General features: G+C 39.8%; 23 protein-coding genes. 22 read left to right on the plus strand and 1 reads right to left on the minus strand.

Features of this window, described 5'->3' with window-relative positions:
- Positions 1-72: 72 nt before the first annotated feature.
- Positions 73-1272 carry an MFS transporter gene (locus tag QRX23_RS01205; RefSeq protein WP_330155653.1) on the minus strand — a complete coding sequence of 400 codons (1200 nt, stop codon included), beginning with the start codon at positions 1270-1272 and terminating at the stop codon, positions 73-75.
- Between the two features lie 206 nt (positions 1273-1478).
- Here QRX23_RS01205 and glpK point away from each other — a divergent pair, with 206 nt between their 5' ends.
- The 22 genes from glpK (at position 1479) to purD (ending at position 23496) form a co-directional block, all read left to right on the plus strand.
- Positions 1479-2990 carry a glycerol kinase GlpK gene (gene glpK, locus QRX23_RS01210; protein ID WP_330155654.1) on the plus strand — a complete coding sequence of 504 codons (1512 nt, stop codon included), beginning with the start codon at positions 1479-1481 and terminating at the stop codon, positions 2988-2990.
- Between the two features lie 122 nt (positions 2991-3112).
- Entirely contained in the window at positions 3113-4579 is a 1467-nt protein-coding gene (gene zwf / locus QRX23_RS01215; RefSeq protein WP_216814131.1) for a glucose-6-phosphate dehydrogenase, read from the plus strand.
- Positions 4580-4748: 169 nt separating this feature from the next.
- Positions 4749-5219, plus strand: a complete 471-nt coding sequence (locus QRX23_RS01220) for an 8-oxo-dGTP diphosphatase (RefSeq protein WP_330155655.1) — start codon at positions 4749-4751, stop codon at positions 5217-5219.
- A gap of 156 nt (positions 5220-5375) precedes the next feature.
- The gene (purR, locus tag QRX23_RS01225; RefSeq protein WP_002828743.1) at positions 5376-6224 is read left to right on the plus strand and encodes a pur operon repressor; all 849 of its coding nucleotides are present in this window, start codon (positions 5376-5378) and stop codon (positions 6222-6224) included.
- 21 nt (positions 6225-6245) lie between these two features.
- Complete coding sequence (gene glmU / locus QRX23_RS01230) at positions 6246-7628, plus strand: bifunctional UDP-N-acetylglucosamine diphosphorylase/glucosamine-1-phosphate N-acetyltransferase GlmU (RefSeq protein ID WP_330155656.1); 1383 nt, start codon at positions 6246-6248, stop codon at positions 7626-7628.
- 124 nt (positions 7629-7752) lie between these two features.
- Complete coding sequence (locus QRX23_RS01235; protein ID WP_040760995.1) at positions 7753-8739, plus strand: ribose-phosphate diphosphokinase; 987 nt, start codon at positions 7753-7755, stop codon at positions 8737-8739.
- 65 nt (positions 8740-8804) lie between these two features.
- Positions 8805-9749, plus strand: coding sequence for a nucleoside hydrolase (locus QRX23_RS01240; RefSeq protein WP_330155657.1), 945 nt, complete (start codon positions 8805-8807; stop codon positions 9747-9749).
- A 126-nt stretch (positions 9750-9875) separates the two neighbouring features.
- Positions 9876-10175 (plus strand): 30S ribosomal protein S6, encoded by a 300-nt coding sequence (gene rpsF, locus QRX23_RS01245; RefSeq protein WP_002828739.1) that lies wholly within the window; start codon positions 9876-9878, stop codon positions 10173-10175.
- A 70-nt stretch (positions 10176-10245) separates the two neighbouring features.
- Positions 10246-10797 (plus strand): single-stranded DNA-binding protein, encoded by a 552-nt coding sequence (gene ssb / locus QRX23_RS01250; RefSeq protein WP_002828738.1) that lies wholly within the window; start codon positions 10246-10248, stop codon positions 10795-10797.
- 56 nt (positions 10798-10853) lie between these two features.
- Positions 10854-11096 carry a 30S ribosomal protein S18 gene (gene rpsR, locus QRX23_RS01255; RefSeq protein WP_002828737.1) on the plus strand — a complete coding sequence of 81 codons (243 nt, stop codon included), beginning with the start codon at positions 10854-10856 and terminating at the stop codon, positions 11094-11096.
- A gap of 294 nt (positions 11097-11390) precedes the next feature.
- Positions 11391-11858, plus strand: a complete 468-nt coding sequence (locus QRX23_RS01260) for a hypothetical protein (RefSeq protein ID WP_330155658.1) — start codon at positions 11391-11393, stop codon at positions 11856-11858.
- Positions 11859-12123: 265 nt separating this feature from the next.
- Positions 12124-12615 (plus strand): 5-(carboxyamino)imidazole ribonucleotide mutase, encoded by a 492-nt coding sequence (gene purE / locus QRX23_RS01265; protein WP_330155659.1) that lies wholly within the window; start codon positions 12124-12126, stop codon positions 12613-12615.
- The gene (gene purK, locus QRX23_RS01270) at positions 12608-13729 is read left to right on the plus strand and encodes a 5-(carboxyamino)imidazole ribonucleotide synthase (RefSeq protein WP_330155660.1); all 1122 of its coding nucleotides are present in this window, start codon (positions 12608-12610) and stop codon (positions 13727-13729) included. The genes purE and purK overlap by 8 nt, the downstream gene beginning before the upstream one ends.
- A gap of 2 nt (positions 13730-13731) precedes the next feature.
- Positions 13732-14469: a phosphoribosylaminoimidazolesuccinocarboxamide synthase gene (gene purC, locus QRX23_RS01275; protein ID WP_330155661.1), complete on the plus strand. Its 738-nt coding sequence runs from the start codon at positions 13732-13734 to the stop codon at positions 14467-14469.
- 1 nt (position 14470) lies between these two features.
- Positions 14471-14734 carry a phosphoribosylformylglycinamidine synthase subunit PurS gene (gene purS, locus QRX23_RS01280; RefSeq protein ID WP_140837207.1) on the plus strand — a complete coding sequence of 88 codons (264 nt, stop codon included), beginning with the start codon at positions 14471-14473 and terminating at the stop codon, positions 14732-14734.
- On the plus strand, positions 14731-15417 hold the full coding sequence (purQ, locus tag QRX23_RS01285; RefSeq protein WP_330155662.1) for a phosphoribosylformylglycinamidine synthase subunit PurQ: 687 nt from the start codon (positions 14731-14733) through the stop codon (positions 15415-15417). Before purS ends, purQ begins: the two co-directional genes overlap by 4 nt.
- Positions 15410-17644: a phosphoribosylformylglycinamidine synthase subunit PurL gene (gene purL, locus QRX23_RS01290; RefSeq protein ID WP_330155663.1), complete on the plus strand. Its 2235-nt coding sequence runs from the start codon at positions 15410-15412 to the stop codon at positions 17642-17644. Before purQ ends, purL begins: the two co-directional genes overlap by 8 nt.
- Complete coding sequence (gene purF / locus QRX23_RS01295; protein ID WP_330155664.1) at positions 17629-19095, plus strand: amidophosphoribosyltransferase; 1467 nt, start codon at positions 17629-17631, stop codon at positions 19093-19095. The genes purL and purF overlap by 16 nt, the downstream gene beginning before the upstream one ends.
- 21 nt (positions 19096-19116) lie before the next feature.
- Positions 19117-20133: a phosphoribosylformylglycinamidine cyclo-ligase gene (gene purM / locus QRX23_RS01300; RefSeq protein ID WP_330155665.1), complete on the plus strand. Its 1017-nt coding sequence runs from the start codon at positions 19117-19119 to the stop codon at positions 20131-20133.
- Positions 20133-20717, plus strand: a complete 585-nt coding sequence (purN, locus tag QRX23_RS01305; RefSeq protein WP_330155666.1) for a phosphoribosylglycinamide formyltransferase — start codon at positions 20133-20135, stop codon at positions 20715-20717. The genes purM and purN overlap by 1 nt, the downstream gene beginning before the upstream one ends.
- 2 nt (positions 20718-20719) lie before the next feature.
- Complete coding sequence (gene purH, locus QRX23_RS01310) at positions 20720-22249, plus strand: bifunctional phosphoribosylaminoimidazolecarboxamide formyltransferase/IMP cyclohydrolase (protein ID WP_330155667.1); 1530 nt, start codon at positions 20720-20722, stop codon at positions 22247-22249.
- A 14-nt stretch (positions 22250-22263) separates the two neighbouring features.
- A complete protein-coding gene (gene purD / locus QRX23_RS01315) occupies positions 22264-23496 on the plus strand; it encodes a phosphoribosylamine--glycine ligase (protein WP_330155668.1) in 1233 nt (410 codons plus the stop codon).
- Positions 23497-23674 lie beyond the last annotated feature (178 nt).

The following is a 23674-nucleotide window of genomic DNA, read 5'->3' on the forward strand; positions in this document are numbered from 1 at the left end:
GAACAAGTTTAAAAGGCCCGCAGTTTACCAATTTCAAATCGGTAGACTGCGGGCCTTTAAAAATGCTCTAAATTATTTTTTTAAATGAAATGTATTTAATATTAAAGTTAAGCAGACAAAGAATATCATGATACCAAATACTGATGCAAAGAGAATTTTATAAGAACCACTATCAATTAGCAAACCGCCATAAAGTGGGCCGATAGCTCGACCTAAAGAAACAATCATTGTTAATAATCCTTGGGCATGTCCTTTGGCATTTGGGTCACTAAGTTTGTCAATCCATGCCGGAATTTGAGGACTAGCAAAAATTTCACCGATGGTTAAAATCATAAAACTAGCAATAAACATTGGATATGTTTTTGCTTGAATTAAGACTAAAAAGGATATGGCAAACAAGGTAGAGCCACCTAAGACAGTCAATCGTAATGGCAGGTATACAATGATACGATTTAATAGACCTTGGCCGAAAATGATGATAATACCGTTTAATGTCCATAAGAACGAATAATCTTTGGTTGTCATCCCCAAATCGGTCATGTGAGTCGCAATCACTGTTTCCCATAAAATATATGACATATAAAAAGCAAAGGCTAGACCTAAAATGGCATAGATAACAATTGGCGTTTTGAATGTGCTTTTGGCAGCACGTGCAGCAGCACGCGCACTTTGCTTGGCTAACCCTTTTATATTGAAATATTTAACAACTAAGGCAAAAAATACTAGATACATGGTGGATGCGCCACCAAACACATATTTAACACCGTAATCAAAAAGAAAGCCAACAATTGCAGTACCAGCAACGACACCGATATTCATGAATAAATACTGAAAATTAAAAATTTTTCGAGTATCGACAGATTGAATGGTTGCGGCGTAGGCATTCAATAGTGTATAAATCAGCCCATCTGCAAAGCCAAGTATTAGCATAAAAATCGCGAAGACTGGCCAACTATGCCAAAATGTGAGCATGAGCAAAGTTGCTAATGCGACACCAACAGAGAGGGTCATGGCCTTATAAGGACTCCAATGGTCAAAAAGGCGGCCACCTAACCAATTACCAATCATCATTGTAACTGAGAGACCCATGACGACCATGCCAGATATGGTCATGCTTTGATGCAGTATGTTGTGCATATACAGCGTGGTAATGGGCCAAATTAGTGAGGCGCCAGTAGATTGAAAAAATGTTGTTATGTATAAAACGATTGCTTTAATTTCGATGTGCTGCGGTTTGAGCACATCGCCGTCTGTTGACGACTGAGTTATCATAAATCCTCCATAGATTGTGTAAATTAGTACAAATAAAAATTTTGACACCATATACTTTCAGGGGGTACCTTTTGTATATGGTATTATGCGTGGAAATCGCATGTTTATCTGTTTTATCCTTAGAAAAGTTTAGCATAAATCGTGGGAATTGGTATACTTAAGGGAGATGAGTTTCAAATCTATACAGAATTATTGGGGAATAAAAAATGGCGATTAAGAAACCAGAATATATTTTAGCAATTGATCAAGGAACGACTGGTACACGAGCAATTGTGTTTAATCATAATGCACGACGGGTGACATCAGTCGCGGTTCCAATGACGCCAGTTGTACCCAGCACTGGTTGGTTAGAGCAGCGTCCGTTAGATATTTGGCATGCCACGCAAACAGCTGTTGCTGATGCATTGATCAATGCCGGTATTCGAGGGGACGAAATTAAGGCGTTGGGGATTGCAAACCAGCGTGAAACGACGATTATTTGGCATCGTAAAACAGGTCAGCCAATTTATAATGCAATTAGTTGGTCTTCAACGCAATCACAGGAGATTGCACAGGAGATTGCCGATGATGCAAAAAAGACAGAATTGATTCGCCAAAAAACAGGATTACCAGTGAGTGCTTATTTTTCAGCAACCAAAATTCGTTGGATTTTAGATAAAGTACCTGGGGCACAAGCGGCTGCAGAAAATGGTGATTTGGTATTTGGAACAGTTGATACGTGGTTAACGTGGCAGCTAACAGATGGTGCTGTTCATGCAACTGATGCGACGAATGCTGCCCGCACAATGCTATATAATATTCACACGCAAGCCTGGGATGAAGAATTATTAGCTATGTTCAACATTCCCTTAAGTATGTTACCTGAAGTTCACAATAGTAGTGAAGTCATCGGACAAACTAGTCCAATGGCGTTCTTTGGTGGTCAAGTACCAATTGCTAGTGTGATTGGTGATCAAAACGCTTCGATGGTGGGACAACTAGCCCTTGAGAAAGGGATGGTAAAAAATACGTATGGTGCTGGGGCGTTCATGATTATGAATACGGGCGAAAAGCCAGTGATGTCAAATAATCGTTTGGTAACGACCATTGCTTATCAGGTTGATGATAAACCCGTGTACGCGCTAGAAGGATCTATTTTCTCTGCTGGAACAGCCATCCAATGGTTACATGACCGTCTAGGATTAATTGAAACACAGTTAGATACCTGGACATTGGCGGAAGAGTCCACAAATCAAAATGAAATTTATGTCATTCCAGCCTTTAATGGGTTAGGCGCTCCTTATTGGGATCCTAATGCACGGGGGACTGTTTTTGGTATGACAAGAGGCACAAACAAGGCCGATTTTGTGAAGGCAACTTTGCAATCAATTGCCTATCAAACAGCCGACATCCTATCAACAATGAAGAAAGATTCTGGCTATGATTTAGCCACAATGAAAGCAGATGGTTCTGTTTCACGTAATCCATACCTGATGCAGTTTCAGGCAGATATTGCGCATGTTGAAATTGAACGATCATTAGATGAGGATGCAACGCCACTTGGTGCTGCCTTCTTGGCAGGGTTGGCAGTTGGTTATTGGCAAGACTTATCTGATTTGCAACGTTATGTACAAGCAGGCCGCCAGTTTAAGCCAAGCTTGGCTGAGGAACAACGACAACATTTGCGCCAAGGCTGGCGTAATGCGATCAAAGCGACACAATTTTTTGGTGAAATTTAAAATTGTAAGCGATTTACATTTTTATAGAAAAAATATGAAAAAAAGTTTATAATTACTTGTGAATGAAATGATGAACTTAAAGAAATTGTTTTTAAGAACTAACTAGTAAAGGAGCATTCATCGTGCCTAAAGAAATTACAACATTGTTGACGTTTTTTGGTGGGACTGGAGATTTAGCAAAGCGTAAGCTATATCCATCTACCTATAACCTTTTTAAGAAAGGTTTCTTACAAGAACATTTTGCGATTATTGGAACTGCTCGTCAGGAGTTAACAACAGATGAATTCCGTGAACTAGTTCGCACATCTATTGCTGACTTTATTGAAGATCAAGCTAATGCTGAAGAATTTGTTTCACACTTTTACTACATTCAGTTAGACATTACAGATCAAGCGGGCTATGCAAACATGCTTTCATTAAATAATGAATTGGATGCCAAGTATAGTTTGAAGGGCAACCGTATTTTCTATATGTCAGTTGCACCACGCTTCTTTGGCACAGTAGCAAAGTATTTGAAGTCAGAGAATTTGCTAACTGAGAACGGTGAATTTAACCGTTTGATGATTGAAAAGCCATTTGGTTCATCATATGATACAGCCGAAGCGCTTCAAAATGAACTATCAGAAGCATTTGATGAAAACCAAATTTATCGTATTGATCACTATCTTGGTAAGGAGATGGTGCAAAATATTGCAGCTGTTCGTTTTGGAAACCCACTATTTGATGCTGCTTGGAACAAAGATTATATCGAAAACATTCAAGTTACTTTGTCAGAAGTTTTGGGTGTTGAGGAACGTGCTGGATATTATGATACAGCAGGTGCATTACGTGATATGATTCAAAATCACACGATGCAAGTTATTGGTTGGTTAGCCATGGAAAAACCAGCATCATTTACGGATAAAGAAATTCGAGCTGCTAAGAATGCAGCATTTAATTCTTTGAAGATTTACAATACACCAGAAGAAGTAGCTGCTAACTTTGTACGTGGTCAATACGGTGAATCAGCAGATGGTTCACAAAAGAAATATTTGGATGAATTAGATGTACCAGCAGATTCACAAAATAATACTTATGTAGCTGGTAAGTTGCAATTTGATATGCCACGTTGGGAAGGCGTACCATTCTATATTCGTTCAGGTAAGCGCCTAGCTGCAAAGTCAACCCGTGTTGATGTGGTCTTTAAGAAAGGCTTGAACATCTTTGGCGAAGGGGTCTCACTAGACAACCCAGTTCTATCAATTTTGATTGATCCTAAGGGCGGTATTGAGTTTAAAATTAATGCCAAAGACATTACATCATCATTCGCAACACGTACCATTGATTTGGATTGGCAAGTTTCTGATGAAGACAAGGCCGTCACACCTGAACCATACGAGCGTATGATTCATGATGCGATGAACGGTGATGGTTCAAACTTCGCTGATTGGAATGGTGTTGGAACTGCTTGGCGCTTTGTTGATGCTATTCAAGCTGCTTGGGATGCAAAGAAAGAATCATTCCCTAACTATGTTTCAGGCTCAATGGGACCAGTTGCAGCTGATGAATTGCTAGCTAAAGATGGTAACGAGTGGATTTTTAAGGGTTAAACTTGTTTTGTAAAACTAAATAAGCTGTTGATCCTCCGAGATTGAGACAAAAGACGGTTTCAGTCTTTTGGAACACGTTTAAGGTCATCAATCTACTGACTTCAAATCGGTGGATTGATGGCTTTTTCAGTTTATGATTACGGTATTTTAAAGATAATAAGGAGCGATTATGTCCAGATATACACCAATTGAATTGACTAATATGATTATGATTGAAAATCCTGAAACGAATGAAATCTTAGTTGAGAATCGACGGAATCCAACATGGCCAGGAGTGACCTTCCCTGGTGGACATGTAGAAGTGGGTGAAACGGTGACGCAATCAGTCTATCGCGAAGCATATGAAGAAACGGGTCTAATCATTGAAGAACCGAAGATGGTTGGTATTAAAGAGTGGCCATTAGAAAATGGGGCTCGCTATATTGTCTTTTTATATAAAACAAATCAGTATCATGGTCAAATTCAAACTGGGCGTGAAGGTGAAATATTTTGGACAACACGCGAACAATTATTGCATGGTCAATTTAAGTTGCCGAACACATTTGCAGAAATGTTACCCGTTTTTGATAATCCTGAAATAAATGAGTTAGCGTTGCATGCAACGGTTGATCAGGTGGTCCAAGATATTAGCTGGCAATAAAGTTACAAAACACGAACGTCCGAAAAAAATTATTTTTTTTAAAGGAAACGCCCTTTGATTTCGGATTTAATCAGTGTTTTTAAACTGAAAATGAACGAATATGTTATAATATTAGTATTAAATTAAAAATTACCGAACGTTCGAGGTTATAAAAATATGAAAACACGTCGAAGCGATCGTTTAGTAGATATGACACGTTATCTATTAGAACGACCACGTACTCTAGTCTCATTAACACATTTTGCTGAAGAATACGAAAGTGCCAAGTCATCGATTTCAGAGGACTTGACTATTTTAAAGCGGACTTTCCGTGAACGTGGTATTGGCCTTTTGGAGACTATTCCTGGTGCTGCTGGTGGTGCCCGGTTTACACCATACATGACAAAAGCTGATGCTAAGGAGTTCGTGGATTCTTTAGTTAATGCTATCGATGATGAAACCCGGGTCTTACCTGGCGGTTATGTCTATCTTTCAGATATTTTAGGTCAACCATGGTTCTTGCAACGCATTGGTCGTTTGATTGCAACGCAATATTTGCGTGAGCCAATTGATGCTGTGATGACGGCGGCAACAAAGGGAGTGCCGGTGGCACAAGCGGTTGCTGAGCAATTAAATGTGCCATTTGTGATTGTACGTAATGATACAAAGGTTACCGAAGGACCTACGATGTCCGTTAATTATGTAACCGGTCAATCACAACGTTTAGAAAAGCTTGAGTTGTCTCGACGTTCTTTGCCAATGGGTTCACGAGTTTTGATCGTTGATGATTTTATGAAAGCCGGTGGAACGATTCGTGGGATGGCCTCTTTGGTTAAGGAATTCGAGGGTCAAGTTGTTGGCGCTGCCGTTGTTGCTGAAGGCCGGGTTGAGCATCGGGTGATTGATGAATATACATCATTAATTCATGTTGATACCAATAAGGATGACGGCATTATTAACGTCACATCTGGAAATTATGCAGATGAAATTTATGCCAAATTTGAAGAAGAATTAGAAAGTAAATAGTATTAGATTAAGGTGGAAGTCATGCAAAGATTTGTCATTGTTTTAGCAGCAGGAAAAGGGACACGAATGAAGTCTGATTTACCAAAGGTGCTGCATAAAGTTGGCGGTAAGCCAATGGTGCAGTTGGTGGTGGATACGGTAAAACAAGCAGGTGTTGCTAAAACTGTTACCATCATCGGTAATGGTGCTGAACAGGTGAAAGACGCTTTAGGTGATTCTTCTGAATTTGCAGTACAAACTCAGCAATTGGGGACAGGTCATGCGATTCAAATGGCTGCACCTTTATTAGCGGCTGAACAGGGCATGACGCTGATTGCTTCAGGTGATGCCCCAATGTTTACAGCAACCACTTATCAAGATTTATTTAATTATCATGAGCAATCTAACAACGCTGTCACGGTGTTGACGGCAAAAGCACCAGATCCAACTGGTTATGGTCGCATTATTCGTGACGAACAAGGTAATGTATTACGAATTGTTGAGCAAAAAGACGCTAATGATGATGAGAAAAAGGTCGACGAAGTTAATACTGGTGTCTATGTTTTTGATAACCAACTACTATTTGAAAGCTTGCAACATGTCACAAATGACAATGCCCAAGGGGAATATTACCTCCCAGACACGTTAGAAATTTTGCGTGAGTCTGGTCAAACTGTTGGTGCCTTTCAAATTAGTGATTTTGGTGAGTCAATGGGGGTAAATGATCGCGTTGCATTAGCCAAAGCAAATCAAATTATGCGCCAACGAATTAACGAAGTCCATATGCGAGCTGGTGTTACTTTGATTGATCCGGCCAATACTTATATTGATGTGGATGTGCAAATTGGCGCAGATACTTTGATTGAACCAAATGTCTATCTAAAAGGGCAAACCAAAATCGGGCGTCGTGTTGTGGTGACATCAGGGTCGACGATTGTTGATTCTATTGTTGCTGATGATGCTCAAATCGATTCTAGTCATCTGGAAGAAGCCGAAGTACGTGAGGCAGCAACGGTTGGACCATTCGCCCATCTACGTCCAGCAGCATTCTTGGATCGAGAAGCACATGCGGGTAACTTCGTTGAGGTTAAAAAGGCAACATTAGGGGCTCGTTCAAAAATGGGGCACTTGTCTTACCTAGGGGATGCGACAATTGGCACTGATGTTAATATTGGTGCTGGTACGGTGTTTGTTAACTATGATGGCATGAATAAGTGGCATTCAAATGTTGGTGATCGAGCCTTTATCGGATCTGGATCTAAAATTATTAGCCCAGTAGAAATTGCGGATGAGTCTTTTGTAGCAGCCGGCTCAATCATTACCGATGATGTACCTGAACATGCAATGGGGATTGCTCGTGCACGTCAAACAGTTAAAGCTGATTTTTGGCAGCGGACACCTTTGTTTAAAAAATTTAATAAATAGTCATCGAATTAGTTTGTCTGTAACACCGGTTGGTCAATAATAGATTGAAGAATACGTTGAAAAACTGTACAATGGGATTATTAAAGACTTGAATACGCACGTGAATGTGTCTATGGAGGAAAGCATGGCAACTTATTCGGATCCACATTTGAAAATATTTTCATTGAGTAGCAATCGCCCATTAGCGGAAAAGATTGCTGCCGCTATCGGTGTGGAACTATCGAAAATAAATATCGCTCGGTTTAGTGACGGAGAGATTCAAATTAATATTGAAGAATCCGTTCGTGGGGATAACGTATATGTTATCCAACCAACATCAGCACCAGTTAATGACAGTTTGATGGAACTGCTAATTATGATTGATGCATTGCGTCGAGCAAGCGCACGTTCAATTAATATTGTAATGCCTTACTATGGCTATGCACGCCAAGATCGTAAGGCACGTTCTCGCGAACCAATTTCAGCAAAGTTGGTCGCTAACATGCTTGAAATGGTCGGTGCAACTCGAGTACTAGCACTTGATTTGCATGCATCACAGATCCAAGGATTCTTCGATATTCCAGTTGATCATATGATGGGGGCACCACTATTGGCTGACTACTTGATCACAACAGGTATTGCGGATGACAATACAGTTGTTGTATCTCCTGACCATGGTGGTGTTACTCGTGCACGTGCTCTGGCAGAATTATTGGGATCACATGAGCCAATTGCCATTATTGATAAGCGTCGTCCAAAGGCTAATGTTGCACAAATTATGAACATTATTGGTGATGTTAAAGGAAAGCGGGCCATCATGATCGATGATATGATTGATACTGGTGGTACAATCACGCAAGGAGCACAAAAGTTGAAAGACGAAGGGGCTTCCGAAGTGTATGTTGTTGCAACACATGCGGTCTTTTCAGGTAAAGCTGTTGAAAATCTACAAAATTCTGTATTTGAGAAAGTTATTGTGACAGACTCAATTAATTTGCCAGAAGAAAAGAAGTTCCCAAAGTTGGTACAAGTTTCAACTGCGGAATTGATTGCTGAAGCGATTAAGCGGATCAATGAGAACAAAGCGGTTTCACCGTTGTTTAAAACACGTTTTCACCGTACAGCTGATTAAGTAAGAAAAATAAGTCGTTGTTCTAGCAAAGTTTAGAGCAGCGTTTTTTTATAAGAGGATAAAAAATGGCCAAAAAAAAGATGATTTTAGACTTGGATACTGGTGTTGATGATGCATTAGCATTAGCGTATGCACTGGCAACTTCTGATGCTGATTTAATTGGTGTGGTGTCTTCATTTGGAAATACCCAAGTTGAGACTGCTGCTCAAAACACATTGAAATTATTGGAGCTCTTAGACGAGCAGCATGTACCCGTTTTTGTTGGGGCAGCTCATTCATCAACAACTGATAGCTTTGAAACCATGCAGGTATCAATGGATATCCATGGTAAAAATGCTATTGGAGATGTTGTCTTACCTGATCCTAAGGCAACGCCAGAAACAACGACAGCAGTTGATTTTTTAATTGAATCTGCCCACCGGTACGCTGAAGATTTGATTGTGGTACCAACTGGTCCACTAACTAACTTGGCAGCAGCCTTTCAAAAGGATTCTCAAATAGCTGATTTGATTGGAAACATCACTTTAATGGGTGGTGCATTAACTGTTCCGGGTAATGTAACACCATATACTGAAGCGAATATTAATCAAGATCCTGCAGCGGCTGACTATGTTTTCAAACATGCAAAACATCTGGTAATGGTTGGCTTGGATGTGACGTTACAAACATTGCTAACAAAGAAAGAAACACAACAATGGCGAGACTTAGGTACCCGCCAAGGTCGTGTGTTTGCCGATATTTTCGATTATTATATCGATGCCTATGATAATTTAGATATTAATCATGCGGGTGCTGCATTACATGATCCATTGGCTGTTGGTGTGGCAGTCGATCCAAATTTGGTGACATTATTACCATTGAATATGATGGTTGATGTCAATGATGGTCGCACGATTGGTGATCCGAGTCGTTTGCGTGATCCACATAAAAATAACTATGTCGCCGTTGAAGTGGATGAACCATTTTATTTAGAGCGATTTATGAACTATACATTGCAGATATTATCATAACAATCAATAGTTAAGGCTTGCCAAATGCCTTATTATCGTGTAATATAATTGTTTGTGAGTTATCAGTAATTGATAGCTCTCCTTGCCGGCAGGTAGTCGGCCATAGACCAAAAGGAGGAATATATAATGGCATACGAATTAACATACATTATTCGCCCTGACATGAATGCTGACGCTAAGAAAGCATTGGTTGAGCGTTTTGACAAAGTGTTGTCAGATAATGGTGCTACGGTGGTTGAGTCAAAGGACTGGTCATCACGTCGTTTTACTTATGAAATTGCAGGTTACCGTGAGGGTCTTTACCACATCGTTAACTTTACTGCAGAAGATGACGCAGCTATTAACGAATTTGATCGTTTGGCTAAGATTTCAGAAGATATCTTGCGTCACATGGTTGTAAAGCGCGAATTAGCATCAGCTGAGTAATTTTTATAAGTTACTTTAATTTAATAAATTTAGTGGCTAGGTCTGAGGACCTTGAAAGGAGGCTTTCCATATGATAAATCGTGTTGTTCTGGTTGGTCGTTTGACACGTGATGTTGAATTACGTTATACGACTTCTGGTGCTGCTGTTGGTTCATTTACAATTGCCGTTAATCGACAATTTACAAATGCTAACGGTGAGCGTGATACTGATTTTATTAATGCTGTCATTTGGCGTAAGTCAGCAGAAAATTTTGCTAATTTTACATCAAAAGGTTCGTTAGTTGGTATTGAAGGCCGTATTCAAACTCGTAATTATGAAAATCAACAAGGGCAACGTGTTTATGTCACGGAAGTCGTCGTTGATAACTTCTCATTGTTAGAAAGTCGTGCTGAAAGTGAAGCACGCCGTTCTCAGAGTGGTTCAAATAATACGAATAATTTTGGTGGTGGACAGCAACGCAGTCAAGGAAACTTTAATTCCTCATCATCACAAAACCCATTTGGTGCACCAGCATCTAGTGGTAATGTGTTCAATGGTGGTTCAGCTAATTCACAATCATCAAATGATCCTTTCGGTGGTGGTCAAGAGATTGATATCTCTGATGATGACCTACCATTCTAAATTATTAACAAAACAACATTGTCTAACGACATTATTCTATCAGGAGGAATTTAATCATGGCACAACAACGTCGTGGTGGCGGACCTCGTCGCCGTCGTAAGGTTGACTTTATCGCAGCCAACCACATTGAATATGTGGATTACAAAGATACTGAATTATTGGAACGTTTCATCTCAGAACGTGGTAAGATTTTGCCTCGTCGTGTTACTGGAACTTCAGCAAAGAACCAACGTAAAGTTACGACTGCTATTAAGCGTGCTCGTATCATGGGTCTTTTGCCATTCGTTGCAGAAGATTAATTACGTATAAGAAAAGTTGGAACAAAAGAATTTGTTCCAACTTTTTTTTGCTAAAAATGTATTAATTATCAGCATGAAAGTCTTATAGCATAAACGCGTTCCAAAAGTCTGAAGCCTCAATGTAACGCAATTTACGCCATTCCTGTCCTGCGCTTTGCTACGGCCAAAAATGACGTAAATCACGTTACACACCGGCTTCAAAACGACTCTTGTCGTGCTCTCTTTTTCATATAACCTTAGATAGTCGCTTTGATCAATGACATTAGTTACAATACAAGTACAAGGGAGGAATATATGAAAAGAGTAATCATGTATATCGTTGTATTTGTATTAGGTATTGTTTTAGGGGGATTAGGGGTCCATTTTGTTTCGGAATATCAGACAGATAAAGCGGAAGATAAATATGAATCAAGTTATCGTGATTCAAGAGCGGCTTCACTAAAACAGAATCAAAATTTTGGCAGCAGTCAGAGCAATAATACAGAAAGTAGTCAGGTTGTATCCTTGCCATCGCAAGAAGAGGTTACAAAGCGTGTCAGTAATGACCTTGATAAGTTTATTGCAGAACAACAAGATGGTTTGCTTAAGACGGCATCTGTTGAAGATTCTGTAGATGCGTTTGAAGATTCGTATCTTGATACTTATGAGGATGAACTGCAAACAAAGTATCCAGGCGATGTTAATGAAGATCAGATTGAGCATTTATTAGATACGGCAGTAGCGACGTTAAACATACACCAAAAAATTTCAGACAATAAATGATGAATTTAAATAAAAATATTTATCATTAAGGCATCGGTAAAATGCTGGTTTTAACACCAGTATTTTACCGATTTTTTTGTAGCTATGTCCCAATCTAATGCTAAAAGTGGATGTTAAAAAACACGAACTTTATTAAAAAATCAAACTTTTTACAGCCTTTTTTTGAAATAAACACGAATTATAGACATTGACTTAAATAATAAAGTTAAGTATTATGAAAGTGAAAAATAGGTGTGTTAACGACGGATTTAAAAAGTGAGGAATAATGGTGACAAATGAAGTTGCAGTATTGATGGGATCGATTTCGGATTGGTCAACGATGAAATTAACATGTGAACAACTTGAAGACCTAGGTATATCATACGAAAGACATGTTATATCAGCTCATCGTATGCCCAATGAATTACAGAAATTTGGTCAAAATGCTCGCATGCAAGGCTACAAAGTAATTATTGCAGGTGCTGGTGGTGCAGCACATTTGCCAGGGATGATTGCAGCCAATACAACCTTACCAGTGATTGGCGTTCCAATTAAAACACGAACATTAAATGGCTTAGATTCATTACTTTCAATTGTTCAGATGCCAGCAGGAGCACCAGTAGCGACGGTTAGTATCGGTGAAGCTGGTGCTAAGAATGCGGCTATTTTAGCGGCGCAAATTTTGGCAGTCACACAATTAGATGTGCAAGAAAAATTAGTTGCATTCAAACAGATGCAACGTCAAGAATCTATCGAAAGTGAGGCGCGTTTTGATTAAAACGATTTTACCGCCAGCTACAATCGGTATTGTTGGTGGTGGACAATTAGGTCAAATGATGACGTTAAGTGCTAAAAGTATGGGATATAAGGTTGGTATCTTAGATCCTACACCGGCTGCACCGGCTGCCCAGGTTGCGGATTTTCAAATACAAGCAAATTATGATGATGAAGCTGCGTTATTGGAATTAGCACATCGTAGTGCTGTTTTAACCTATGAATTTGAAAATGTCGCTGAAGAAACTTTAAAAAAAGCTGCGGCATATGCGGCCTTACCTCAAGGTGTTAATTTACTGCATATTACAGGGCAACGTTTGCGAGAGAAAAATTTTTTAAGAGATGCACAGGTACCAGTAACAGAGTTTGCAGCGGTTACTGATGAGGCGTCATTACAAACAGCTATTGCGAAAATTGGTTATCCAGCACTTTTAAAAACAGTCAGTGGTGGTTACGATGGCCATGGTCAACTTGATATTAATGACTCTGCAGACTTAATCACTGCTAAGCAATTGTATGATCAAGCGCCATGTATCCTAGAAGCTCGTCAGAATTTTCAGGCGGAAGCGTCGATTATGGTAACACGAGACTTGCATCAAAAAATTTATACTTTTCCGTTGGTGACGAATCAACATAAAAATCACATTTTACATACAACGATTGCTGCCAATCAATTTCCTGAAATACTACGTCAGAAAGCAAAAAATTATGCTGAAAAAATTGCTGAAAAGCTCAATCTCTATGGTGTTTTAGGGATTGAATTTTTTGTTATTAATGATCATGAATTGATTGTCAATGAATTGGCTCCTCGACCACATAATTCAGGTCATTACACGATTGAGGCATGTAACATCTCACAATTTGAAGCACATATCCGAAGTATTTGTGGCTTGCCAATACCCGTAATTAGGCAAGAACACCCCGCGGTGATGCGTAATTTATTAGGGACTGACTTAACGTTAGCGCGAGAATTATTAAATGACCATCCGGAGTGGCATTTCCATGATTATGGTAAAGCTGAAATTAGACCACAACGAAAGCTTGGCCATATTACTGTCGTAGGTGATGATATTGACGAACTGTTTGAAATGACCGCTATGTTAAAGGGAGAAAATTAATAATGACTGAACTGGCAGAGATAGAAAAACAAGAATTGTTATACCAAGGAAAAGCAAAAGAAATGTACACGACAAATGATCCGGAAATTTTGTGGGTACATTACATGGACCAAGTAACTGCTTTAAATGGGAAACGTAAAGTGCAGATGAAGGATAAGGGGAAGACAAATTGTGCCATTTCATCGCAATTATTTACTGATTTACGGCAGCAAGGCATAGAAAATCATTTCATAAAGCAATTGGGTCCTACTGATCAATTAGTAGAGCGCGTTCAGATTATCCCTTTGGAAACGGTTGTCCGTAATTATGCGTCTGGTAGTTTTGTAAAACGTTATCAAGTAGATTATTTGCAAAAATTTGAACAACCAGTCATTGAATTTTTCTATAAAAACGATGCATTAGATGATCCTTTTTTGAACGATGATGATGCTTTGGCATTGGGTGTTGCAACAAGTGATCAAATTGCAGAGATTCGTAAACTTGCACGACAAGTTAATCAACATTTGATTCAAATTTTTACCAAAATGAATGTACAACTTGTTGATTTTAAACTTGAGTTTGGGTTAACAACAGCCGGGGATGTCATTTTAGCAGATGAGTTGTCGCCAGATAATTGTCGTTTAGTTGATATGAAAACAAAAGAGTCACTAGATAAGGACATTTTCCGTAAAGGATTAGGCGAAATGGTGCCGGTCTATGAAGAAATTTTGCAACGCTTACAACACTCGGAGGAAATCTAAAATGACAGTTGTTAAAGTTTTTGTGAACTATAAAGAATCAATTTTGAATCCAGAGGCTGAGGCAATTAAACAAGCGTTAGGTCGCCTTGGTTATGACGATATTATTGATTTAAAAGTGGGAAAGACCTTTGAATTAACGTTTGCTGATCAATTGAGTCATGACGAGATTGAACATGAAGTCAATGAAATTTGTGATCGGATGTTAGCAAATTTTAACATGGAGAACTATCGCTATGAAATTAGCGACTCGGAGGCAATACAATGAGGTTTGCGGTTTTAGCATTTCCTGGATCTAATTGCGAGTTAGATGCCTATTATGCGGTTTCGGATGTGCTTCATGAAGAAGCAGAACTGGTTTCTTATGAAGCAGATTCGTTAATTGATTTTGACGCAGTGATTGTGCCAGGTGGCTTTTCTTATGGTGACTATTTACGTAGTGGCGCAATTGCACGTTTTGCACCAATTATTCCAGCGTTACAACAATTTGCGAAAAGTGGGAAACCTGTTATTGGTATCTGTAATGGTTTTCAAATTCTTACGGAAGCGGGTCTTTTACCAGGTACCTTGCAAAAAAATACAGTTGCTAAATTTGTGTGTCGAGACCAACAGCTAGTTGTTGCAAATAATCAAACACCCTTTTCATCACTATACGAAATGGGTGCAGTCATTACGTTACCAATTGCTCATGGTGATGGTAATTATTATTGTGATGCTGAGACACTTAAAACGCTAGAAGAGAATAATCAAATTGTTTTTAGGTATCAAAATAACCCCAATGGTAGTTTGGGTGATATTGCTGGTGTTACTAATAGTGAAGGCAATGTGTTGGGCATGATGCCACACCCAGAACGAGCGGTTGAAAAAATATTGGGATCAGATGATGGTGTCCAATTATTTGCATCGATAATTAACTTTGTTAAGAAACATGAGGTAGCTAGCTATGAGTAGTGTTGGTGTTCAAACAGCAGAAATTTCACCCGCAGATATTGAAGAACAAAAGCTTTATCGGTCATTAGGACTATCGGATGATGAATATCAATTAATTAAAAATGACATTCTAGGGCGTTTGCCAAATTATACTGAAGTCGGATTATTTTCAGGTATGTGGAGTGAACACTGTTCATACAAAAATTCAAAACCAGTTTTAAAAAAATTCTTTACCACTGGTCCTCGTGTTGTAAAGGGGCCAGGTGAAGGTGCCGGTATTATTGATATCGGTGATGGTCAAGGGGTAGTTTTTAAAGCTGAAAGCCATAATCATCCATCAGCAGTTGAACCGTTTCAAGGAGCAACGACTGGAGTTGGTGGTATTTTACGTGATATTTTTTCAATGGGTGCTCGTCCAATTGCGAGTTTAGATAGTTTGCGCTTCGGGACGCCCCGTACTGCAGCAGATCGCTATTTAATTTCACAAGTTGTCGCTGGTATCAGTGCATATGGTAATTGTATTGGTGTTCCAACGGTAGGTGGCGATATGGCATTTGATGATGCTTATGACCATAATCCGCTGGTCAATGTGATGTGTGTTGGCCTAATGGATTTGGAAAACATTCAAGTTGGTGCAGCGGCAGGTGTTGGTAATAGCATTATTTATGTTGGTGCTAAAACTGGTCGTGATGGGATCAATGGTGCATCATTTGCATCAGCACAATTTGATTCTGAACATGAAAGTCAACGGTCTGCTGTTCAAGTTGGTGATCCCTTTACTGAAAAATTAGTCATGGAAGCATGTTTAGAAATCAGTGAGCATCACGCAGACGCTTTGGTTGGTATGCAAGACATGGGTGCTGCCGGTTTGGTATCTTCTTCGGCAGAAATGGGTTCAAAAGCTGGTGGCAACGGTATGATTTTAGATTTGGATTTAGTGCCCCAACGTGAGACTAATATGACACCTTTTGAAATGATGCTATCAGAATCACAAGAACGGATGTTGTTATGCGTCAAGAGTGGCCATGAAGATGAAGTATTAGCGGTATTTGACGAATATGGTGTGGAAGCAGTTGTGATTGGTCATGTTACTGATAATGATGATTACCAACTAGTGCACCATGGTCAAATTGTTGCTGATGTGCCAGTTGATGCACTTGCATCACAAGCACCGGTCTATCACCGTGAAAGTAAGGTACCAGCAAGAATCGAACAAGCTAGTAAGCAACAGTTTGTGCCAGAAGTTTCTTCAGCCACTGAAGTTTTAAAGCAAATGTTAGCCCAGTTAACAATTGCTTCAAAGGAAAGTGTTTATGAAACTTATGATTCACAAGTTCAAACGAACACGCTAGTAAAGCCTGGTTCTGATGCAGCTGTTGTTAGAATTCGTCATCATGATAAAGCACTAGCTATGACAACAGATGTTAATGGTCGCTATCTATATCTAAATCCACGAATTGGTGGTCAAATGGCTGTGGCAGAGGCGGCAAGAAATATTGTGGCTTCCGGAGCTATACCGTTGGGTATCACGGATTGTTTGAATTTTGGTAATCCAGAAAAACCAGAACAATTTTATGAATTAGACCAAGCAGTACAAGGAATGAGTGAGGCGTGTGAAAAGTTTGCTACACCAGTTATCTCTGGGAATGTTTCTTTGAACAATGAGTTTGATGATGTGCCAATTTACCCAACCCCAATGGTGGGGATGGTTGGTTTGATTCAAGGGCTCGAACACATTACCACTCAGGATTTCAAACAAGCTGGTGATTTCGTTTATGTCATTGGTCAAACACATCAGGATTTTAATGGTTCAGAGATTCAGAAATTGCAGACCGGTGAAATTTCAGGTCAATTATTTGATTTTGACTTGGATTATGAAGTTAAAATACAAAATCTTGTGACGCAGGCAATTCAAAATAATCTTTTGCAAAGTGCACATGATGTTTCAGAAGGTGGCTTGATTGTTGCGATTGCAGAAGCAACATTTGGTAACCAGTTAGGTGTTGATTTGACAAGTAAATTGTCAGTTCGTCAATTTTTCGCTGAAACACAATCACGTTTTGTTGTTTCTGTGAGTCCTGAAAATCAAGTGGCATTCAAACAATTGGTTGGTGCACATGCAACGTATTTGGGTCGAGTGACTGACGATGCTCGTTTACAAGTCACGGCGCAAGATGGGGCATTTGATCTCTCAGTTGCCCAAGCATTAGATATTTGGAAAGGAGCTTTGCCATGCAGCCTGAATTAAGTCATTTGAATGAGGAATGTGGTGTCTTTGGCGTCTGGGGTACGCCAGACGCAGCATTTTTAACCTATACTGGTTTGTTTGCATTACAACATCGTGGCCAAGAAGGCGCAGGCATCACAATTAATGATGACGGACAACTTAGAACGAAACGTGGTTTAGGGTTGCTTAACGATGTATTCAATGCGGCAGATCTTGAACAACTTCAAGGACAAGCAGCAATAGGACATGTTCGTTATTCAACAGCAGGTAGTAATTTACTAGAAAATATTCAACCATTACCTTTCAATTTTAGTGACACACAGTTTGCCCTTGCTCACAATGGTAATTTGACAAATGCAGAGACAATTCGGAAAAACTTAGAAGATAGAGGTGCGATATATCATTCAAGTTCAGATTCAGAGAATTTAATGCATCTTATCCGATTGAGTAAAGCAACAACGTTAGATGAACAAGTTAAGGATGCCTTGCGGACGATTAAAGGTGGTTTTGCCTATTTATTATTGACGAAGGATCGTCTTTATGCTGCTCTTGATCCAAATGGCTTTCGACCACTTGTTGTTGGTAAATTGCCGAATGGTGGCTTTGTGGTTTGTAGCGAAACCTGCGCATTAGATGCTGTTGGTGCAAATTTTTTCTGTGATGTGCAGCCTGGTCAATTATTGCGAATTGACGAGTCGGGATTATCAATTTCTGCTTACACAACAGACACGCAATTAGCAATTTGTTCAATGGAATTTATTTATTTTGCCCGCCCAGATTCAGATATTTATGGTGTAAATGTTCATTCTGCTCGTAAACGTATGGGGGCATTATTAGCCAAGGAACAGCCAGTTGAAGCCGACTTGGTAACCGGTGTGCCCAACTCTTCTTTATCAGCGGCCATGGGTTATGCCCAGGAGTCAGGGTTACCTTATGAGATGGGCTTGATTAAAAATCAGTATTCTGCCCGCACATTTATTCAGCCAACTCAAAAATTACGTGAACAAGGTGTGAATATGAAGCTCTCAGCTGTTAAGGGGGTTGTGGCTGGAAAACGAGTGGTTTTGGTTGATGATTCTATTGTACGTGGCACGACTAGCCGACGCATTGTGAAGTTATTAAAAGATGCGGGAGCAGCAGAAGTCCACTTGCGGATAGCTTCGCCAGCACTAAAATATCCATGTTTCTATGGGATTGATATTCAACACGCCAGTGAATTGATTGCGGCGAATCAAACTTTGGCAGAAATGCGGCAAACATTTGGCGCGGATTCGTTAGGATTTTTAAGTGTACCAAGTTTGATAAAAGCCGTGGGATTAAATACTGGTGCACCAAATGGTAGTCTGTGTGTTGCCTATTTTGATGGTAAATATCCAACACCACTTTATGATTATCAAGAACAATACGACCAAGAGCAAGAAAAATTACGTCGGCAAGATGAACCTAAACATGTAACGACATCATCATATTAGTTAACAGGAAAGGATCACAGAATGGATGCCTATAAAAAGGCGGGCGTTGATATCAATGCAGGATATCAATTGGTCGATCAAATAAAAAATTTAGCACACAATGACTCGTTGGGTTCGTTTGGCGGACTATTTCCGTTAGAAATTGGATCATATCAAGAGCCGGTTTTAGTTGCGGGAACAGATGGCGTTGGCACTAAATTACTGATTGCGATTCAAGCAAATAAGAATACGCAAGTGGGTATCGATTTGGTAGCGATGTGTGTTAATGATGTGCTATCTCAAGGGGCCAAGCCACTGTTTTTTCTCGACTATCTGGGAACTGGTCATTTAGATCAAGGACAAGCGAAAGATATTATAACTGGCGTGGTCGAAGGGGTGAAACAAGCTGGTGCAATGCTATTGGGTGGTGAAACGGCTGAAATGCCTGATATGTATGCTACTCAGCATTATGATTTAGCGGGATTTGCAGTTGGTATTGCTGATAAGCAACAGTTATTAACGGCTGAAAATACCAAAAATGGTGATGTACTCATTGGCTTAGCGTCAAATGGTCTGCATTCAAATGGTTTCAGCTTGGTGCGTGATATTTTATTTAAACAAAATAACTTCTCATTGCATGAGACATTGCCAGGTTACGAACATGATTTGCAAACCGAATTGTTAAAGCCGACACGAATCTACGTTGATGCAGTTTATCCTTTGATACAACAAGAGTTGGTACACACCATCGCTCATATTACTGGCGGTGGACTAATTGAGAATGTGGGTCGTATTTTGGCTAAAAATCAGCGTGCTGAAATAAATGTAGCGACTTGGCCGATGCCAAAAATTATGCATTCATTACAAGAATTAGGTCAGCTGACATTTACGGATATGACGCAGACTTTTAACTTAGGAATTGGTATGGTACTAGCGGTTGATCCGGCAAATGTAGAAAAAGTGATGACATTATTACAGCGATCGGGTGAAAAGGTTTATCAAATTGGTCGAGTTGTTTCAGGACAACAGGGAGTCGAATTGAAAGGCGAATTGCAGTGATGTCAATAATCAAAAAAATAGCGATTTTTGCTTCGGGCGAGGGGTCTAACTTTACAGCCTTATGTCAGGCGTTTACGCGTGAAAAAATGCCGGTCCAAGTTGCATTACTAGTATGTGATCACCAAAATGTGCCAGTATTGCAACGTGCTGAAAATGAGGGTGTTCCTACCATGGTGGTCAATTTTCGTGACTATCCAGATAAAGCATCCGCAGAAGCTGTTATTGCAGCAAGATTAGCCGCTGACCAAATTGATTTTATTTTGTTAGCTGGATATATGCGAATTATCGGGCCAACATTATTAGCAGGGTATGCCGGTAAAATGGTCAATATTCACCCAGCGTTATTGCCGAATTTTCCTGGTCGTCATGGCATTGAGGATGCTTATGAAGCAGGTGTGTCGACAACTGGCGTAACCATTCACTGGGTTGATGCAGGTGTCGATTCGGGTCAGATTATTGCCCAGCGTCAGGTACCGATTTATAAAACAGATCAGCTTACTGATCTTGAGCAAAGGATTCATCAGGTTGAACATAAATTTTATCCATCAGTTGTTAAAGAGCTATTAGAAAAAGGAGAATTCTAAAAATGACTAAAAGAGCATTGTTGAGCGTTTCAGATAAAACAGGTTTATTGGAATTCGCACGCCAGTTAATTGCCCTAGATTTTGAAATTATTTCAACTGGGGGAACGAAAAAAGCCCTTGAAGATGGTGGGCTAAACGTTATTGGCGTTGAAGATATTACTGGTTTCCCTGAAATGTTAGATGGTCGCGTCAAAACTTTGCATCCGAAAATTCATGGTGGATTACTGGCAAAACGTCATAATTCGGCACACATAGCACAACTCGAAGAAGCAGGTATTTCACCCATTGATTTAGTTGTTGTTAATTTATATCCCTTCAAGGAAACAATTGAAAAGCCTGAAACCACTGAGGCAGACGCAATCGAGCAAATTGATATTGGTGGGCCATCAATGTTGCGTGCGGCTGCAAAAAATTTTGCGGATGTTTTGTCGGTGGTCGATACTGCTGATTATGAACGGGTGATATCATTTTTAGAAGCTGGTCAAGAGGATTTTACTTTTAGAAAAGAATTGGCAGCAAAAGTATTTCAACATACAGCAGCGTATGATGCATTGATTGCTAATTATCTGACGACTGAAGAATTTCCTGAGAAATTAACGTTAACATATGAGAAGCAACAAAGCCTGCGTTATGGTGAAAACAGTCACCAAGCAGCAGCGTTTTACCGTAACCCTATTCCAGCAAAATTATCAATTATCACGAAACAATTACATGGTAAGGAGCTATCTTTCAATAACTTGAAGGATGCTAATGCAGCCTTAAACATGGTTAGTGAATTTGCAGAACCATGTGTGGTTGCAATGAAACATATGAATCCATGTGGTGTTGGTATTGCTGATAATATTGAACAAGCTTGGGACGAGGCGTACGAATCAGATCCGATGTCGATTTTTGGTGGTATCGTCGCAGTTAATCGTGAGATTGATGCAGCGACTGCCCAGAAAATGCATGAAATTTTCTTGGAAATTGTCATTGCACCATCATTTAGTGCCGAGGCTTTGGAAATTCTTGGTAAGAAGAAGAATATTCGTTTATTGCAGGCTGACTTAAACCATCGTGATGAGGCAGAACGTTTCGAAACGATTGCAGTTAGTGGTGGGTTGCTTGTCCAAGAAACTGACCGTCAAGTTGAAGCAGTGTCAGATTTTAAAGTGGTGACTAAGACGCAACCAACGGCTGAACAATTGCAGGCATTACAATTTGGCCAACACGTCGTGAAGTTTGTGAAAAGTAATGCCATTGTTGTCACAACAGCTACAAAAACATTAGGCGTTGGGATGGGACAACCTAATCGCATTGATGCAACAAAGATTGCAATACAAAAGGCGATGCCTAAAGAAGGTTATGAACATGCCATTTTGGCCTCAGATGCCTTCTTCCCAATGGATGACTGCGTTGAGTATGCTGCACAACATAATATTAAAGCCATCGTTCAACCTGGTGGTAGTATTCGTGATAAAGATTCTATTGCGATGGCCGATAAGTATGGGATTGCAATGGTGACTACCGGTGTACGTCACTTTAGGCATTAGAAAGGGGTAGTGAGATGGTCAATGTTTTGATCATTGGTTCTGGCGCACGTGAACATGCAATTGCCGCAGCCTTTCTGAAGAGTGAGCAAGTTGCGCAGGTTTTTTGTGCACCAGGAAATCCTGGCATGCAAGCAAGTGGTATTCAAACAATTGCGATTGCCGAAAATGATTTTGAAAAAGTAGCTCTTTTTGCTGAGCAACAACCGATAGACTTGGTGTTTGTTGGTCCAGAGGAACCACTAGCTAATGGTATTGTAGACTTCTTAACGGCTAAGGGGATTCGTGTTTTTGGACCTAATCAGGCAGCAGCTAGATTGGAAAGTGATAAACAGTTTGCTAAAGAATTTATGAGTCGCAATCACGTGCCAACAGCAGCTTTTGCTTCGTTTAAAGATTTTGAGCAGGCATTTAACTATGCTCAAAAATTATCACTGCCAGTAGTAATCAAAGAGAACGGTCTGGCGGGTGGCAAGGGCGTCCGCATTGTCAAAGAAGCTGATGAGTTAGCGTTAGCTTTGCGTGAAAGTTTACAAAAATCTGATCAAATTCTTGTAGAAGAATATTTAGAAGGCGAAGAATTCTCATTGATGTTGTTTGTTGGTGGGCCAAAGCCTGTCATTTTGCCAGTTTCACAAGACCATAAAAAAATATATGCAGGAGAAACTGGACCAAATACAGGTGGCATGGGTGCTTATTCGCCAGTGCCACATATTACAGATGATATTATTGCGCGCGTAGAACAAACTGTCGTCAAACCTACGATAAATGGTTTATTACGTGAAAATTTGATGTATGCGGGGACATTATATATTGGCTGTATGCTGACTAGTGAGGGCATCAAAGTAATAGAATTTAATGTCCGATTGGGTGATCCAGAAACACAAGTTTTGTTACCACAATTAGAGAGTGACTTTTACACAGCGATAACAGATTTGATTGCTGGTAAAAATCCGCAGATGGTTTGGCAGACACAAGATTATTACTTAGGGACAGTTGTTGCTGCTCCGGGATATCCGGATGCGCCTAAACAACATATTGTCTTACCGATATTACCACAGAATGTTTTTTATGCTGGGGTTAGCGCCGAGGAACACCGATTATACAGTTTGGGTGGACGTATTTTTACGCTGATTGCACGTGCGCCGAGTTTGAAAGAGGCGCAAAATAGTGTCAACACAGCCCTAAAGAATTTGAATTTGAATGATTTTTACTATCGAACGGATATTGGATTCCGCGATATCGACTAATTAATACAATTTTTGTAAGAAGAGGTTTGAACATTTTCTTTCATTCAAACTTTTGGAGAACGCTCAAGGTCATCAATTTACCGACTTCAAGTCGATGGATTGATGATCCTTTTGGTATATAAGCTAGATGCGTTTTGATTTTTGCCACTAAGAATAAAAAAAGAGAATGACCGAAGCC

This window comes from Weissella paramesenteroides (genome assembly GCF_036327715.1).
GTDB classification, from domain to species: Bacteria; Bacillota; Bacilli; order Lactobacillales; family Lactobacillaceae; genus Weissella; species Weissella paramesenteroides.